Source organism: Bacillus sp. RZ2MS9, from assembly GCF_001816185.2.
Taxonomy (GTDB): Bacteria; Bacillota; Bacilli; order Bacillales; family Bacillaceae_G; genus Bacillus_A; species Bacillus_A cereus.
In genome coordinates, this window is the sequence record NZ_CP049978.1 from 4,521,165 (window position 1) to 4,534,720 (window position 13,556).

Here is a 13,556-nt window from a genome sequence, read left to right on the forward strand (position 1 = left end):
TATACTATATTTTCAAAACTGTTACACTCTCTCTTTGCATACCTGTACTATTTTTTTTATAACAAAATGACTCTTACATTCCACCAGTCATTCTATTACAACAATGTAATGCTATTGTCATCTCATTCGATAGTTCGCACACTTGATTACCTATACAATTAAGACAAGAAATAAAACAAAGGAGCGAACACATGATGAAAAAACTTTTAGAGGTTGTAGGTGCTGTATTTTTAGCTTTCGTAGATGGGAAAAAAGTTACAATGGAATTGAATGAAACACCTGAACAACCACGTACCAAAAGAAAAGAATCACCAAAACAAATACAAGTATTAAAAGCTGTCCTACACACGTAAAAACCCTTCACTTTTCTTTTCAAATGAAGGGTTTCTTTTCTATAGTGTAATACTTTCTCCAGCTTCTAATACTTTCCCTGTACAATTTTGTAGCTTTTCTACAAATTGATATGGATCTTGTTCAATAACTGGGAACGTATTGTAATGCATCGGTACAACAGTTTTCGCATTAATCCATTTTGCCGCTAGTACAGCATCTTCTGGTCCCATTGTGAAATTATCACCAATTGGTAAAAATGCTAGATCAACTTTATTTAATTCCCCAATTAACTTCATATCAGAGAATAGTGCAGTATCTCCTGCATGGTATACAGTTCTCTCTTCTGCTGTAAATAAAATACCTGCTGGCATACCTGTATATGTAATCGTCTTATTTTCTTCATCAATATAACTAGAGCCGTGGAATGCTTGTGTAAACTTCACTTTTCCGAAGTCAAATTCATGTGAACCACCAATATGCATCGGGTGTGTATTTACACCTTGCCAACTTAAAAATGTTGCTAGTTCAAATGGCGCTACAACAACTGCATTATTTTTCTTCGCAAGTTCTACTGTATCTCCAACATGATCACCGTGTCCATGCGATAAAAGAATTGCATCCACTTTTACATCTTCAGCTTTTAAATCTGTTCTCGGATTACCTGTTAAAAACGGGTCAATTAAAATAACTTTTCCATTCGTCTCAATTTTCACAACTGAATGTCCATGATAAGATACTTTCATTATTACATTCCTCCCCTATTCACATTCTCACTTTTTATTCTACATGATTTTTCAATCCCCTGTCTTTTCTAACATCTATTTACTTGTCATAACGCTTTCTTCCGAGTTAAAGTTATATTTGTAATTAAATATCTCGGGGGTGCCAATCGATGAATGCTAGATTAGAAAATTTAATGCAATGGCTAAAAGAAAAAAACGTAGAAGCTGCGTTCTTAACTTCTACACCGAACGTCTTCTACATGACAAACTTCCACTGTGAACCACACGAAAGACTTCTTGGTATGTTTGTATTCCAAGAAAAAGAACCTATTTTAATTTGCCCTAAAATGGAAGAAGGTCAAGCGCGTAACGCTGGCTGGGCACATGAAATTATCGGATTTACTGATACTGACAGACCATGGGATATGATTGCAAAAGCAATTAAAGACCGCGGCATCAATGCAAATGCAGTTGCAATTGAAAAAGAACATTTAAACGTAGAGCGCTACGAAGAATTAACGAAATTATTCCCAAATGCAGCTTTCAAATCAGCTGAGGAGAAAGTTCGCGAACTTCGTTTAATTAAAGATGAAAAAGAACTTTCTATTTTACGCGAAGCAGCTAAAATGGCGGACTATGCTGTTGAAGTTGGTGTAAATGCAATTAAAGAAAACCGCAGCGAGCTAGAAGTATTAGCAATTATTGAACACGAATTAAAAACAAAAGGCATACATAAAATGTCATTTGATACGATGGTATTAGCAGGTGCGAACTCTGCTCTTCCACACGGTATTCCTGGCGCAAACAAAATGAAACGCGGCGATTTCGTACTATTTGATTTAGGCGTAATCATTGATGGTTATTGCTCTGATATTACACGTACAGTAGCATTCGGTGAGATTTCTGAAGAGCAAACTCGCATTTACAACACTGTACTTGCTGGACAACTACAAGCAGTTGAAGCATGTAAACCGGGTGTTACACTTGGCGCAATCGACAACGCTGCACGTTCTGTTATCGCAGATGCAGGTTACGGTGACTTCTTCCCACACCGCCTTGGTCACGGACTTGGAATTAGCGTACACGAATATCCAGATGTAAAAGCTGGCAACGAGTCTCCATTAAAAGAAGGTATGGTCTTCACAATCGAGCCAGGTATTTACGTACCAAACGTAGGTGGCGTTCGTATTGAAGATGATATTTACATCACAAAAGACGGATCAGAAATTTTAACAAAGTTCCCGAAAGAGTTACAATTTGTAAAATAATAAAAAAGGTAGCTTGATTGCTGCCTTTTTTATTTCTCTACTATTTCAAATTTAGCACCATCTTCTCCTCATACTTATCATCCCATTTAATCACAATCTCTATTGGTTCATCTTTAGAGATAGGCGCGCAACTTACACAAGAAGGCTTCATTTCAACCTTTGCTCCTCTATGAACTTCTGACGTTTGTGTCATTGTACTAAAGGCTCCATTAATAGCAATCTCTAAGTTTTTAAATTCTGTCTTTCCATCCCCGCCCTTATATTGAAACGTAAACATTCCATCTTCACTGTCATCCTTAATATGCCCTTTATATTGTCCAGTCCAACTTTTGCTCTCGCTAGAAAAAGTAACATACGAAATGGAACAGCTTCCTAAAAAGAAAATACTAATGAAAAAGAATAATGCTCTCTTCATAATGCCCCCTCCATTCAAAAGCACTTATTTATTGTCTATTTCTTCCTCTTATTATACTATTAAAATACAGAATTTTCTAAAATAGGTGGTTTATATGTTACAACAACAGTTAGAAGAAATTCGTAATAATCATTACGTAATGGATACAATTAACATGGATTCTTTAATTTCCAATATGCTTAAACATATCGGTGTTACCGATAGCTATTTAAGGGACAAACTTATTTGCTCTACTTTTTACCATCTCATCAAAAAGGACTACCTTTCACACACACAATTACAGAAACTATTATTAGAAAGCATCAGTGACAAATATTTATTGTATAAAATTCATTCGGATGACGAAGATGCGGTATTTACCCGTGCATTTACAACATTATTAATTGCACTCATTATTGATGCCGATACAAATCATAATTTCTTATCACAGGCTGATCTTTTACATGTAAAAGATCGATTAGTGTTATATATGAACAACGAGCATGATTTCCGCGGATATGTGCAAGACCACGGCTGGGCACATAGTATCGCTCACGCTTCTGATACATTTGAGGCGCTTGTTCGTAGTCCTAAACTGGAAACTTTATATTATGAAGAAATATTACAAACTTTATTAAACAAAGTTTGTGTCCATTCTATTTACTACAAATATGAAGAAGACGAACGTCTCGTTTATCCGATTGTCGCAATGCTACAAAATGGTCTAAAGGAAGAGGTACTCCTATTAGCCCTTCATGAATTAGTAGCTCAATTACCCGTCAAAAAACAGACATTACATACCGAATCGTACGAGTACCTATACGGAAATATAAAATCTTTCTTACGTAGTTTGTTTTTCCGACTACGCACACTGTCTATATGTGAAGAAACCGAATGCAAAATTGAAAAGTTGCTGCAAGACCTTCCAAAATATTATTAAAAAAAGAAGGCCACTTAGAAAGTGCCTTCTTCTATTTCACTAATATTTAATTGAAATTTCACGATCCAAACTGAGAAAAGGTGGACAAGAAGCGCAAACGCCATACATGCTCCGCTTAAAAAAGTTAGTATAGGATGCGAATACACGTGCCCCAATCCATAGGATATCGCCACGAAAAACATTGTTATGTAAATATAAATTGCTCCATGTATTTGCCTCATATAAACCTCCTTTTCCCATATTATAACATAAATTTTCTGATTATTCACATTAATTACTTGTAATCAATATTTCTCAACTGTTACACCTCTTACAGCAGCCTTAATATACGGTGACCCTTGTAAACTTTGTAAACCCTCTGTTTTCCTGTTACGACTACACCGTATATTGGTAAGTCTTTTGTTTTGGTGTTTTTTATTTCTTTATCCCGCATTAACAGGCAGTAAGACCCCACATCAAAATTCAGCGGAAGCAAAGAAGTTAGGGGGGGCGGACTGCTCGTAAAAGCCCGATTGGTGAGGGCTGATAATCAGTAGGGGATGCCCCCCCACTGATTAAAGTTTCACTTTATAGTTTATCCTAAAATATTCTCGATATCCCTCTTTATTTTCACTTAAAGATATCCAAATACAGCTTTTATAAATTTTTCCATAGTAAAAAGCACATTTATTTTGATGTGCTCTTCACATATAATTTAGTAAAATATGAACCATTTTTTTGAAACAAAAACTCCCACTCATCTCTCCCCATACTATCGTTATGACTTAGTTTCCATAATAATTGAACGAGGATAAAATCCCAGCTTTTCATAAAATGATACAGCTTCATTTCCATACACTACTGTTAATTCAATTTCATCTATCTTTTTCACTTTAAACCATTCCACTGCACTATTCATTAATTTCAAACCAAATCCGTTTCTTCGGTATTTTTCATCAACAAATAAAACTTCAATCTTTCCGCTTACGCTTTTACTATACGCTATACAAAATCCTAATATATTATCTGTTTCTGACTCAATCAATAATTCAATTCTATATTCTCCGTACTTTGAGTTCTTTTTATAATTTTCAATACGTTCCTCAAATGTCATTCTTGGGTAATCGCCAGAAAAATATTTTGATTTATTATTATGATATTCATGCAATTTATTTAAGGATTCTCTTATTATCTCTATTTCATCGAGAGTGATATATTTATTACTAATTCTCATCCTATAGCATCTCCAATAATATATATTTCAGCAAAAAAATAAGACTGTTTTTTGTTCACAAAATATTACTCTATTATTCCATCGCTTCCCTCACAACATCTTGAATCATAACAACTTCCGTTTTCATATCAACAGATGGTGCTTCTTCATCAATACATTCATGCCAAAATTCCAAGTGCTTTTTATCGATTTCATAATGAGAATTTTCGACAAGAGCCCCGCCTTCTCCTTGCACAGAATACCAATATAAGTATTCTTCTCCATCTCTTATTTCCCGGAAAATTGTCTCAACGTACATCTTTTCGTCGTTTAATGTCAAAAGCACTTCTTTCATATTGTCATTAAGAAGCTGCATCCATTCATCTACACGATGACTTTTACCTTGTTTCACTTTGAATCTCGTTAATTCCACATTCATTTTTATTCCCCCGTTTTCTTACGTACAAACAATCTATATTCTATCGGATTATGAAAACTTAATTTACTAGCTAGTTTTTGCGAAGGAATATTGTCTACATAACAATCCCAGCACGGTGTAATATCATTTTGCATGCAATGTTCAATGAACCGTGTTGCAACAGCTTGAGCTAATCCTTTCCCTTGATGCGCTTCATGTGTTGCGATATCTATTTCAGCATAACCATTCCCGCTAAATATTGAGACGCATTCAGCTACAATTATCCCATCTTGTTCTATACAAAATCCAAAACCACTATTCAAAAACGTTTCTTTTGATCCCCAATATTCTTTATAATACTTCTCTGTAAATTCACTGCTTCGTTCTATATCACTTTTATCAATACGCTTCACTGCATATGTATTTTTATTTGCATCTTGTGTTCGCTCTTCAAAGATTTCTCTTTGGAATTTCATTCGTGGCATATTCCGAAGTACATTACTAAAACGCCCTTCAATCATCATTTCCCACTCTTCACTTGAAGCGAATAGTGTAAATCTCTTCTCTGTTTTTTCAATAGCCATTTTTAAATACATCAATAAATCTTCATTATAATTTTGATCATCCGTATGACCAAATAAATAATAGATACCGTTAACTGTACGAATTAATCCTGCTGTTAACTTCTCGTTGGCAAAAACCTCACCATCTACCATTTGATCACATACCGCATAAGCAAATGTCGTCGTTCTTGTATTACTTTCCAAAATCGGAATGATTTTTCTATACTCGGCTACAGATAATTTTTTCATAATTGCTCCACTATAATCGTATCAGCCTCTATATGTTCAAAACAAAGATTTACCGTCCTCTTTAATGCTCTCGTTCTATGAATCGTACATGCTGGAATTAAAATAGAATCATTTGGCTTTAAAACCGCCGTTTCTCCATCTTCAAAATCAATAAGTAACTCTCCCTCTAGCACAATAAATAATTCATCCGAATTAGAATGATAGTGCCAATCATATTCACCAGTAAATACAGCGATGCGTAAGCAATGACTGTTTATGTTTGAAACGACGAAGTTTTTATGTTGATCTTGAATGTCTTTTGTTAATTCTATTAAGTTCACAGTTTCCATATTTCATCCCATCCTTCCATTAGTCGTTCTTCTGAAAAACCAACTTAGTCTCCACCACCTCCGCAATCTCCTCCGCCATCACTTGAGCTGCTACAATCGTTGCTACTGTAGTCACCGAATCCACTTGATGAGCTTGAATTGGATGAAGATTTTTTGCTTCTTTTTCTATCTTTTTTACTTTCATGACTAGGCCAAACCTTATCAAATAATATAAAGAATAAGATTCCTTCTACCATAACAAGCATAACGCCAAAAATACCTTCAATAACATTAGGGGTTATCCCCAAACATTTAACCATCCCACATAAAAACACACAAAAAATCACATACAAGAACATACAAATATATCGAAATACTTTTTCTATCATAAGGACTACTTTTTTTGAAAAAGGTATGTTCTGTTCCTGTTTTCTCTTCATATACTTTTGTCTCTTAACTTGCTTTTTCTTCCTCTTTTTGCTCCCCATTGAATCCCCTCTTTTTGTTATATAATTCTAAATTATCATAATAAAAATCGATTTACACCAATAAATAACAATTATTCACATGTTATTTCTCCATAAAAAAAGACCCTCCTCATAAAGGAAGGTCTCGAATGTATTTCTATTATGATAAAGCAGGAGCTTTTTCAAGAAGCTCTTTCGCATCGGCGTATTGTAAGCCGTGCGCTTCTGCAACTGCTTCGAATGTTACATAGCCATCTAATGTGTTAATACCTTTTAGTAATGCAGTGTTGCCTAAGCAAGCATCTTTGTAACCTTTGTTCGCAATTTGTACTGCATATGGTACTGTTACGTTTGTTAATGCAAGAGTTGACGTACGTGGAACTGCACCTGGCATATTAGCAACTGCATAATGAACAACGCCGTGTTTTTCGTAAGTTGGGTTGTCATGAGTTGTAATACGATCAGTTGTTTCGAAAATACCACCTTGGTCAATCGCGATATCTACAACGACAGAACCTGGTTCCATTGATTGAATCATTTCTTCAGTTACAAGTTTTGGCGCTTTTGCACCTGGAATTAATACTGCTCCAATAACAAGGTCAGATTCTTTAACAGCTTCTGCAATGTTGTATGGATTAGACATTAATGTTTTTACTTGGTTACCGAAAATATCATCTAATTGACGAAGACGTTCTGCACTTAAGTCAATGATTGTTACATCTGCACCTAAACCTACTGCAATCTTAGCTGCGTTTGTACCAGCTTGACCACCGCCGATGATTGTTACTTTGCCGCGTTTTACCCCTGGAACGCCTGCAAGTAAAATACCTTTACCACCTTTGTTTTTCTCAAGGAATTGTGCACCGATTTGTGCAGACATACGACCAGCTACTTCACTCATAGGTGCAAGTAATGGTAAAGAACGATTGTCTAATTGTACTGTTTCGTATGCGATTGATGCAACTTTGTTATCGATTAATGCTTTCGTTAATTCTGGCTCTGGAGCTAAGTGTAAGTATGTGAATAAAATTAAACCTTCACGGAAATAGCCGTATTCACTTGCTACTGGCTCTTTTACCTTCATAACCATATCTTGATTCCATGCTTCTTCAGCAGTTTCTACAAGTTTCGCACCAGCTTGTACGTATTCTTCATCCGTAAAGCCAGATCCTAAACCTGCTCCTTTTTGAACAAAAACTTCATGACCATTTTGTACTAAATGTACTGCTCCCGCTGGCGTCATTGCCACACGGTTTTCATTGTTTTTAATTTCTGTTGGAATACCGATACGCATGATTAGTTCCCCCTTGAGTTATGAAATGACCCCTGAATCATTTTTTAAAGCGCTTTCTACGCTCTTATATTTTAACATAATATCTCAATATTTGACAAAAAAATAACACGAGTTTTCCGATAGATTTAATTTTATATTAAAGGACAGTATTATCCGCACCTCTCAGCACAATGGATAAACTGTCCAATTATTCGAAACTTCATCTTATTTTATTCTATCGATGTCTATGAATAACATCCACTGCACCAGTAACTTCAATAATTGTACCGGTAATCATATCGGAATCGTCCTCACATAAAAACGAAATGGTTCTTGCAATATCTTCACCTGTTCCAGATCTACCAATCGGTGTGTTATGCTCTTTCAGCTGACGTGCTTCTTGAATAGTTGCCTCTTTCATCTCGCCTATAATATCACCAGGACATACCATGTTCGCAGTAATACCATACTCCGCTTCTTCATAAGCAACTGTTTTCGTTAATGAAACAAGTCCTACTTTCGCTGCGGCAAAAGCTGAACGATAAATCCATCCCGGTGCACTATCCGCCCCTTGAAATCCGTAATTAATAATACGGCCAAAGTTCTGTTTTCTCATGACCGGAACGACAAGTTTTAATAAATGAAATACCGCTGTTAAATTTCCCTGAATCATTTCATTCCATTCATCTTCTTCATAATCAACTAACTTTTTTCGTTCAAATACATATGGACCAGCATTATTAATTAAAAAGTCAATTTTGCCAAAACGGCTCATCGCTTCTTCTACTATTTTATGTAAATCTTCCTTTTTCGTGACATCCGCTTGCACGAATTGTAGACGCTCTTCCACATCTTTATATGTTTCTTTCATCGTTTCCATAGCCGTGGTATCGCTATGGTACGTTACTGTTACTGAATAGCCTTTAGCCAATAACTTTTCTGTTACTTGCTTTCCTAAACCTTTCGTACCGGCTGTAATGAGCGCATGTCTCACAAAACTGCCCCCTTTTAAATTGCTATACTTCATATGTAACAAGTTCTCGCTCCAATTACAACTAAAATGAATTGAAACAGAGTTTTCAAAATTCTGTAACGTTTCTGGCAAGCACGTTACCAAAATTTGTTTTATAATTAAGTTGTAAACAGTTATAAAACAGATTGGGAGGAATTTACTATGAATAATACATATACAAATATTTTAATCGCGGTGGATGGTTCTAAAGAAGCAGAAAAAGCCTTTAAAAAAGCAATTCAAGTCGCAAAGCGCAACAATGCAACATTAACAATTGCTCATATCGTTGATGTAAAAGCATACTCAGCAGTAGAAGCTTATAGCCGTGCAATTGCGGAACGGGCAAATCTATTTGCAGAAGACTTATTAGAAGACTACAAAAAAACTGCGCTTGAAGCTGGTCTTGAAAAAATTGAAACTGTATTAGAATTCGGTAATCCTAAATCAAAAATTTCAAAAGAAATCGCTCCAAATCATAAAGTAGATTTAATTATGTGTGGTGCGACTGGTTTAAATGCTGTTGAGCGTTTCCTAATTGGTAGCGTCTCTGAACATATTATTCGCTATGCGAAATGCGATGTCCTTGTTGTTCGTGGTGATGAGGAACAAGGTGAGCTTTAATTTATAGATAAAACACCAAGTCCACATAGGCTTGGTGTTTTTCATTTTATAAACTTCACTATAAACACAAGACATGCTACGACAACAACGGTAATTGCCAACACATAAGGCGGAAGAAACTTCAAAGACCATAACGCCATCATGATTGTCGCGATCGTTAAGTACGTTTGCCTTGCACCCTCTGTCATTTTTTTACGAAGTAAGAAAACGTACAAATAGCCAATTGGCGGCGTAATAAAGCAAAGAACATATATGATTTTTGATTTTAAATACCACTTTTGTTCTCCGAGTTTCTTTATATCTTCTTCTATTCTCTTATGCTCTTGCTCTCTCGCTTCTTCTACAAGCGGATTTTCCTCTTCTCCTCGCTTTTCTTTCATATAAGGAAGAAAGTGCATAAAAAAATAGTATGCAAATACGAACGCACCAAATCCAATATTTAATCTTTCTAATGGAATATGTTCACTAAAAAAAGCAGCAGTAAGCACTAAAGACAAACAGTATGTCATCATCCAAAATGAATGTTTTCTCTTTTTCCGTTCCATTTCTTTTTCACCTTGTATATCTTTTCTTTTCGAAATCCATATAGAAATAAAGCAATCTACTACAAATAGAGCAAAAATAAATATCGCAACGTGTACTGTTTCTAAATCCTCAAATGAAAAGATATTTGGGAATGCAACATGTAATACAATTAGCGTGTACAAAATTAACCCTATAAAATAAATACGTCTCATTTTTCATCCCTTTCTTATTTCCTAACATTACGTTAACATACATTTTTTAGAAATAGACGGACAAAATATATATGTGTAAAAAAGGAGGATGCAACATGGATGATTCTGAACGTATTATTTTAGATGTGAATGGGAAAGAACTCGAAATGCTAGATACGATTCGTACTCATTTTAAAGAGAAACATGGCGTTGAACTAAGTAACGGTGCATTACTTAGAGATTTGATGGATATTGAGTATATTCGAATTACGGAAGATCGACATAAGTATGATTAATTTGTGGCTATAAAAAAAGAAGGTAAGCTTCTCTCCATCAAGATTAGCGTACCTTCTTCCCTATAAAATCAATCAACTTCCAACAAACTCTCCAACTAACCCCTTCGCCTTCTCCAAAGCGTTTTTGATTTGTTCAAATCCTGTTCCACCCGCACTATTACGACGCTTTACAGCCGCATATGGTGAAAGAACTTCATACAAATCTTCTTCAAATAAAGAGCTCATTTCTTGATATGTTTCAAGCGGGACATCTAATAAATAAATTCCTTTTTGTGTGCAATGTAGCACTAACTTCCCAACAATTTCATGAGCTTGACGGAATGGTAGTCCTTTGTTTGCTAAATAGTCGGCAATTTCTGTTGCGTTGGAGAAATCTTGCGTCACAGCTTGCCCCATTTTTTCTTTGTTTACAGTCATCGTTTCAAGCATGCCCGCCATAATATGAAGGCATCCTTCTACTGTTTTTACTGTATCAAACATTCCTTCTTTATCTTCTTGCAAGTCTTTATTGTAAGCGAGCGGTAATCCTTTCATTACTGTAAGTAAACTGAATAAATTACCGTATACTCTGCCTGTTTTACCACGGATTAGTTCTGCCATATCCGGGTTTTTCTTTTGCGGCATAATGCTGCTTCCAGTTGCGTATTGATCGCTCATTTCAATAAATTGAAACTCTTGGCTACTCCATAAAATAAGTTCTTCACAAAAGCGCGATAAGTGCATCATAAGCATAGATGAGTTACTTAGGAACTCCAGTATGAAATCACGATCGCTTACTGCATCTAAACTATTTTCATATATTCCATTAAATCCAAGAAGCTCCGCACTATATTCTCGGTCAATCGGGAATGTCGTCCCAGCTAGCGCTCCTGCTCCTAATGGGGAGATATTAATACGCTTTAACGAATCTTCATAACGATTTACATCACGCTCTAACATCCAAAAATAAGCGAGAATATGATGAGCAAATGAAATCGGCTGGGCACGTTGCAAATGCGTATAGCCAGGCATAATCGTTTCAATATTATTTTCTGCTTGATGAACAAGAACAGTTTGCAATTGTTTTGTAGCTTTTATAATATGTTCTACCTTTTCTTTTAAATACAAATGCATATCTGTCGCTACTTGATCATTACGACTTCGGCCTGTATGAAGTTTCCCTCCTACTTCGCCAATTTGTTCAATTAACATCTTTTCGATATTTAAATGAATATCTTCTGCTTCTACTGAAAATTGTAGCTTATTCTCTTTTGCTTCTTTCAATAAATATTGAAGACCTACCTTTATTTTCTCTGCTTCTTCTTTCGTCACGATGCTCTGCTTTGCTAGCATCGTGACGTGTGCAATACTCCCGTTTATATCTTGATTTACTAATTGTTGATCGAAGGAGATGGATGCTCCAAACTCTTCAACCCATGCTTCCGCTTCTTCTGTAAAACGTCCGCCCCAAAGTTTGCTCACGCTTCCACCTTCTTTTGATTCACTTGGCTGTATACTTTCGTCGGTAAACCAAATAATGAAATGAATCCAACTGCTGCATCATGATTAAATTCGTCCTGGGCAGTATATGTTGCTAATTTTTCATCGTATAAAGAGTATTCAGATTTACGTCCTTCTACAATCGCATGACCTTTAAATAATTTCACACGCACTGTACCTGTTACATTCTTTTGCGTTTCTTGTAAAAATGCATGAAGCGCTTGTTTTAAAGGTGAGAACCATAAACCGTTATAAATAAGTTCTGTTATTTTCTGTTCAATCACTGGTTTAAAATGCGCTACTTCTTTTACGTGTGTTAAATCTTCCAACTCTTTATGCGCAGTGATTAACGTCATTGCTGCTGGACATTCGTATACTTCACGAGATTTAATACCGACAAGACGATTTTCTACGTGATCAATACGTCCAACGCCGTGTTTTCCAGCAAGCGCATTTAACGTTTTAATTAATTCTGCAAGTGAATATGCAGTGCCATTTAAAGTAGTCGGTACGCCCGCTTCAAATCCGATTTCTACAAACTCTGCTTTATTCGGTGTATCTTCTAACGCCAATGTCATCTCATATGCATCTTCTGGCGGCGCTGCCCATGGATCTTCTAAAATTCCACATTCGTTGCTGCGTCCCCATAAGTTCTGATCGATTGAAAACGGGCTATCTAAATTAATCGGAATTGGTACATCGTTTTCTTTTGCATATGCAATTTCTTCTTCACGTGACCATTTCCATTCACGTACAGGCGCAATCACTTCTAAGTAAGGATTTAATGCTTGGATAGAAACTTCAAAACGAACTTGGTCATTTCCTTTTCCTGTACATCCGTGTGCAACTGCAGTTGCGCCTTCTTGTTCTGCGATTTCTACTAATTTCTTCGCAATAAGCGGACGAGATAATGCAGAGACAAGAGGGTATTTTCCTTCGTATAATGTGTGTGCTTGCATCGCCATCAATGCATATTCGTTTGCAAATTCTTCTTGAACGTCAATCATATATGATTTAATTGCACCTACTGAAAGTGCCTTTTCCTTTACAAATGCTAAGTCTTTACCTTCCCCTAAGTCTAAACAAAGCGCGATAATATCATAATTCTTCTCTTGTAACCATTTAATTGCAACGGAAGTATCAAGACCTCCGGAATATGCTAATACAACTTTTTTCTTCTCCATTTTGCATCCCCCTAAAGAATAAATATTCATTTTCTTTTATAATAATTCACACTTTAACACCTTTCACAAAATGTATCAAGAGTCATTTTCAAATTTTTTCAAACAATTTCGTCGAACTTCT

18 protein-coding genes and 1 pseudogene are annotated in these 13,556 nt (G+C 35.7%); 5 read left to right on the forward strand and 14 right to left on the reverse strand.

The features are described from left to right. Positions 1-191 precede the first annotated feature (191 nt). Positions 192-353, forward strand: a complete 162-nt coding sequence (locus tag BHV55_RS23030) for a hypothetical protein (RefSeq protein WP_000976306.1) — start codon at positions 192-194, stop codon at positions 351-353. Positions 354-392: 39 nt separating this feature from the next. Here the strand turns inward: BHV55_RS23030 and BHV55_RS23035 are convergent, their stop codons facing one another. Further along, positions 393-1,076, reverse strand: coding sequence for a metal-dependent hydrolase (locus BHV55_RS23035; RefSeq protein ID WP_048568494.1), 684 nt, complete (start codon positions 1,074-1,076; stop codon positions 393-395). 149 nt (positions 1,077-1,225) lie between these two features. Here BHV55_RS23035 and pepQ point away from each other — a divergent pair, with 149 nt between their 5' ends. Beyond that, positions 1,226-2,323 carry a Xaa-Pro dipeptidase gene (gene pepQ, locus BHV55_RS23040; protein ID WP_000994032.1) on the forward strand — a complete coding sequence of 366 codons (1,098 nt, stop codon included), beginning with the start codon at positions 1,226-1,228 and terminating at the stop codon, positions 2,321-2,323. Between the two features lie 40 nt (positions 2,324-2,363). Here pepQ and BHV55_RS23045 read toward each other — a convergent pair whose 3' ends face one another. Then, positions 2,364-2,738, reverse strand: a complete 375-nt coding sequence (locus BHV55_RS23045) for a hypothetical protein (protein WP_070756986.1) — start codon at positions 2,736-2,738, stop codon at positions 2,364-2,366. A gap of 94 nt (positions 2,739-2,832) precedes the next feature. Between BHV55_RS23045 and BHV55_RS23050 the strand changes: the two genes are divergently transcribed. Beyond that, positions 2,833-3,657 carry a DUF2785 domain-containing protein gene (locus tag BHV55_RS23050; RefSeq protein WP_000941455.1) on the forward strand — a complete coding sequence of 275 codons (825 nt, stop codon included), beginning with the start codon at positions 2,833-2,835 and terminating at the stop codon, positions 3,655-3,657. A 14-nt stretch (positions 3,658-3,671) separates the two neighbouring features. Here the strand turns inward: BHV55_RS23050 and BHV55_RS23055 are convergent, their stop codons facing one another. From BHV55_RS23055 to BHV55_RS23090, 9 genes and pseudogenes are all read right to left on the reverse strand, one after another. Continuing rightward, on the reverse strand, positions 3,672-3,878 hold the full coding sequence (locus tag BHV55_RS23055; protein WP_001248905.1) for a hypothetical protein: 207 nt from the start codon (positions 3,876-3,878) through the stop codon (positions 3,672-3,674). A gap of 63 nt (positions 3,879-3,941) precedes the next feature. Next, a pseudogene (locus tag BHV55_RS27380) lies at positions 3,942-4,081 on the reverse strand (anti sigma factor C-terminal domain-containing protein); the annotation flags it as partial. Between the two features lie 333 nt (positions 4,082-4,414). Then, complete coding sequence (locus BHV55_RS23060) at positions 4,415-4,870, reverse strand: GNAT family N-acetyltransferase (protein ID WP_070756987.1); 456 nt, start codon at positions 4,868-4,870, stop codon at positions 4,415-4,417. Between the two features lie 73 nt (positions 4,871-4,943). Beyond that, positions 4,944-5,288 carry a DUF6176 family protein gene (locus tag BHV55_RS23065; RefSeq protein WP_001100230.1) on the reverse strand — a complete coding sequence of 115 codons (345 nt, stop codon included), beginning with the start codon at positions 5,286-5,288 and terminating at the stop codon, positions 4,944-4,946. Positions 5,289-5,290: 2 nt separating this feature from the next. Further along, a complete protein-coding gene (locus tag BHV55_RS23070) occupies positions 5,291-6,079 on the reverse strand; it encodes a GNAT family N-acetyltransferase (RefSeq protein WP_070756988.1) in 789 nt (262 codons plus the stop codon). Beyond that, complete coding sequence (locus BHV55_RS23075; RefSeq protein ID WP_000450931.1) at positions 6,076-6,408, reverse strand: cupin domain-containing protein; 333 nt, start codon at positions 6,406-6,408, stop codon at positions 6,076-6,078. Before BHV55_RS23075 ends, BHV55_RS23070 begins: the two co-directional genes overlap by 4 nt. A 44-nt stretch (positions 6,409-6,452) precedes the next feature. Next, positions 6,453-6,875: a hypothetical protein gene (locus tag BHV55_RS23080; RefSeq protein ID WP_000534947.1), complete on the reverse strand. Its 423-nt coding sequence runs from the start codon at positions 6,873-6,875 to the stop codon at positions 6,453-6,455. Positions 6,876-7,014: 139 nt separating this feature from the next. Next, entirely contained in the window at positions 7,015-8,148 is a 1,134-nt protein-coding gene (gene ald, locus BHV55_RS23085; RefSeq protein WP_001219402.1) for an alanine dehydrogenase, read from the reverse strand. Positions 8,149-8,362: 214 nt separating this feature from the next. Continuing rightward, positions 8,363-9,154 (reverse strand): SDR family oxidoreductase, encoded by a 792-nt coding sequence (locus BHV55_RS23090; protein WP_002062486.1) that lies wholly within the window; start codon positions 9,152-9,154, stop codon positions 8,363-8,365. Between the two features lie 147 nt (positions 9,155-9,301). Between BHV55_RS23090 and BHV55_RS23095 the strand changes: the two genes are divergently transcribed. Next, the gene (locus BHV55_RS23095) at positions 9,302-9,760 is read left to right on the forward strand and encodes a universal stress protein (RefSeq protein WP_001066673.1); all 459 of its coding nucleotides are present in this window, start codon (positions 9,302-9,304) and stop codon (positions 9,758-9,760) included. 41 nt (positions 9,761-9,801) lie between these two features. Here the strand turns inward: BHV55_RS23095 and BHV55_RS23100 are convergent, their stop codons facing one another. Beyond that, positions 9,802-10,497, reverse strand: a complete 696-nt coding sequence (locus BHV55_RS23100; RefSeq protein WP_061138922.1) for a hypothetical protein — start codon at positions 10,495-10,497, stop codon at positions 9,802-9,804. A 95-nt stretch (positions 10,498-10,592) separates the two neighbouring features. On the opposite strand from BHV55_RS23100, the gene BHV55_RS23105 reads away from it, so the two are divergent. Next, positions 10,593-10,772, forward strand: a complete 180-nt coding sequence (locus BHV55_RS23105; protein ID WP_000342765.1) for a hypothetical protein — start codon at positions 10,593-10,595, stop codon at positions 10,770-10,772. 72 nt (positions 10,773-10,844) lie between these two features. On the opposite strand, the gene argH is transcribed toward BHV55_RS23105, so the two are convergent. Together argH and BHV55_RS23115 are read right to left on the reverse strand one after the other, a co-directional pair. Beyond that, on the reverse strand, positions 10,845-12,233 hold the full coding sequence (argH, locus tag BHV55_RS23110; protein ID WP_000041289.1) for an argininosuccinate lyase: 1,389 nt from the start codon (positions 12,231-12,233) through the stop codon (positions 10,845-10,847). Continuing rightward, on the reverse strand, positions 12,230-13,435 hold the full coding sequence (locus tag BHV55_RS23115; protein WP_070756989.1) for an argininosuccinate synthase: 1,206 nt from the start codon (positions 13,433-13,435) through the stop codon (positions 12,230-12,232). The genes argH and BHV55_RS23115 overlap by 4 nt, the downstream gene beginning before the upstream one ends. Between the last annotated feature and the right edge of the window lie 121 nt (positions 13,436-13,556).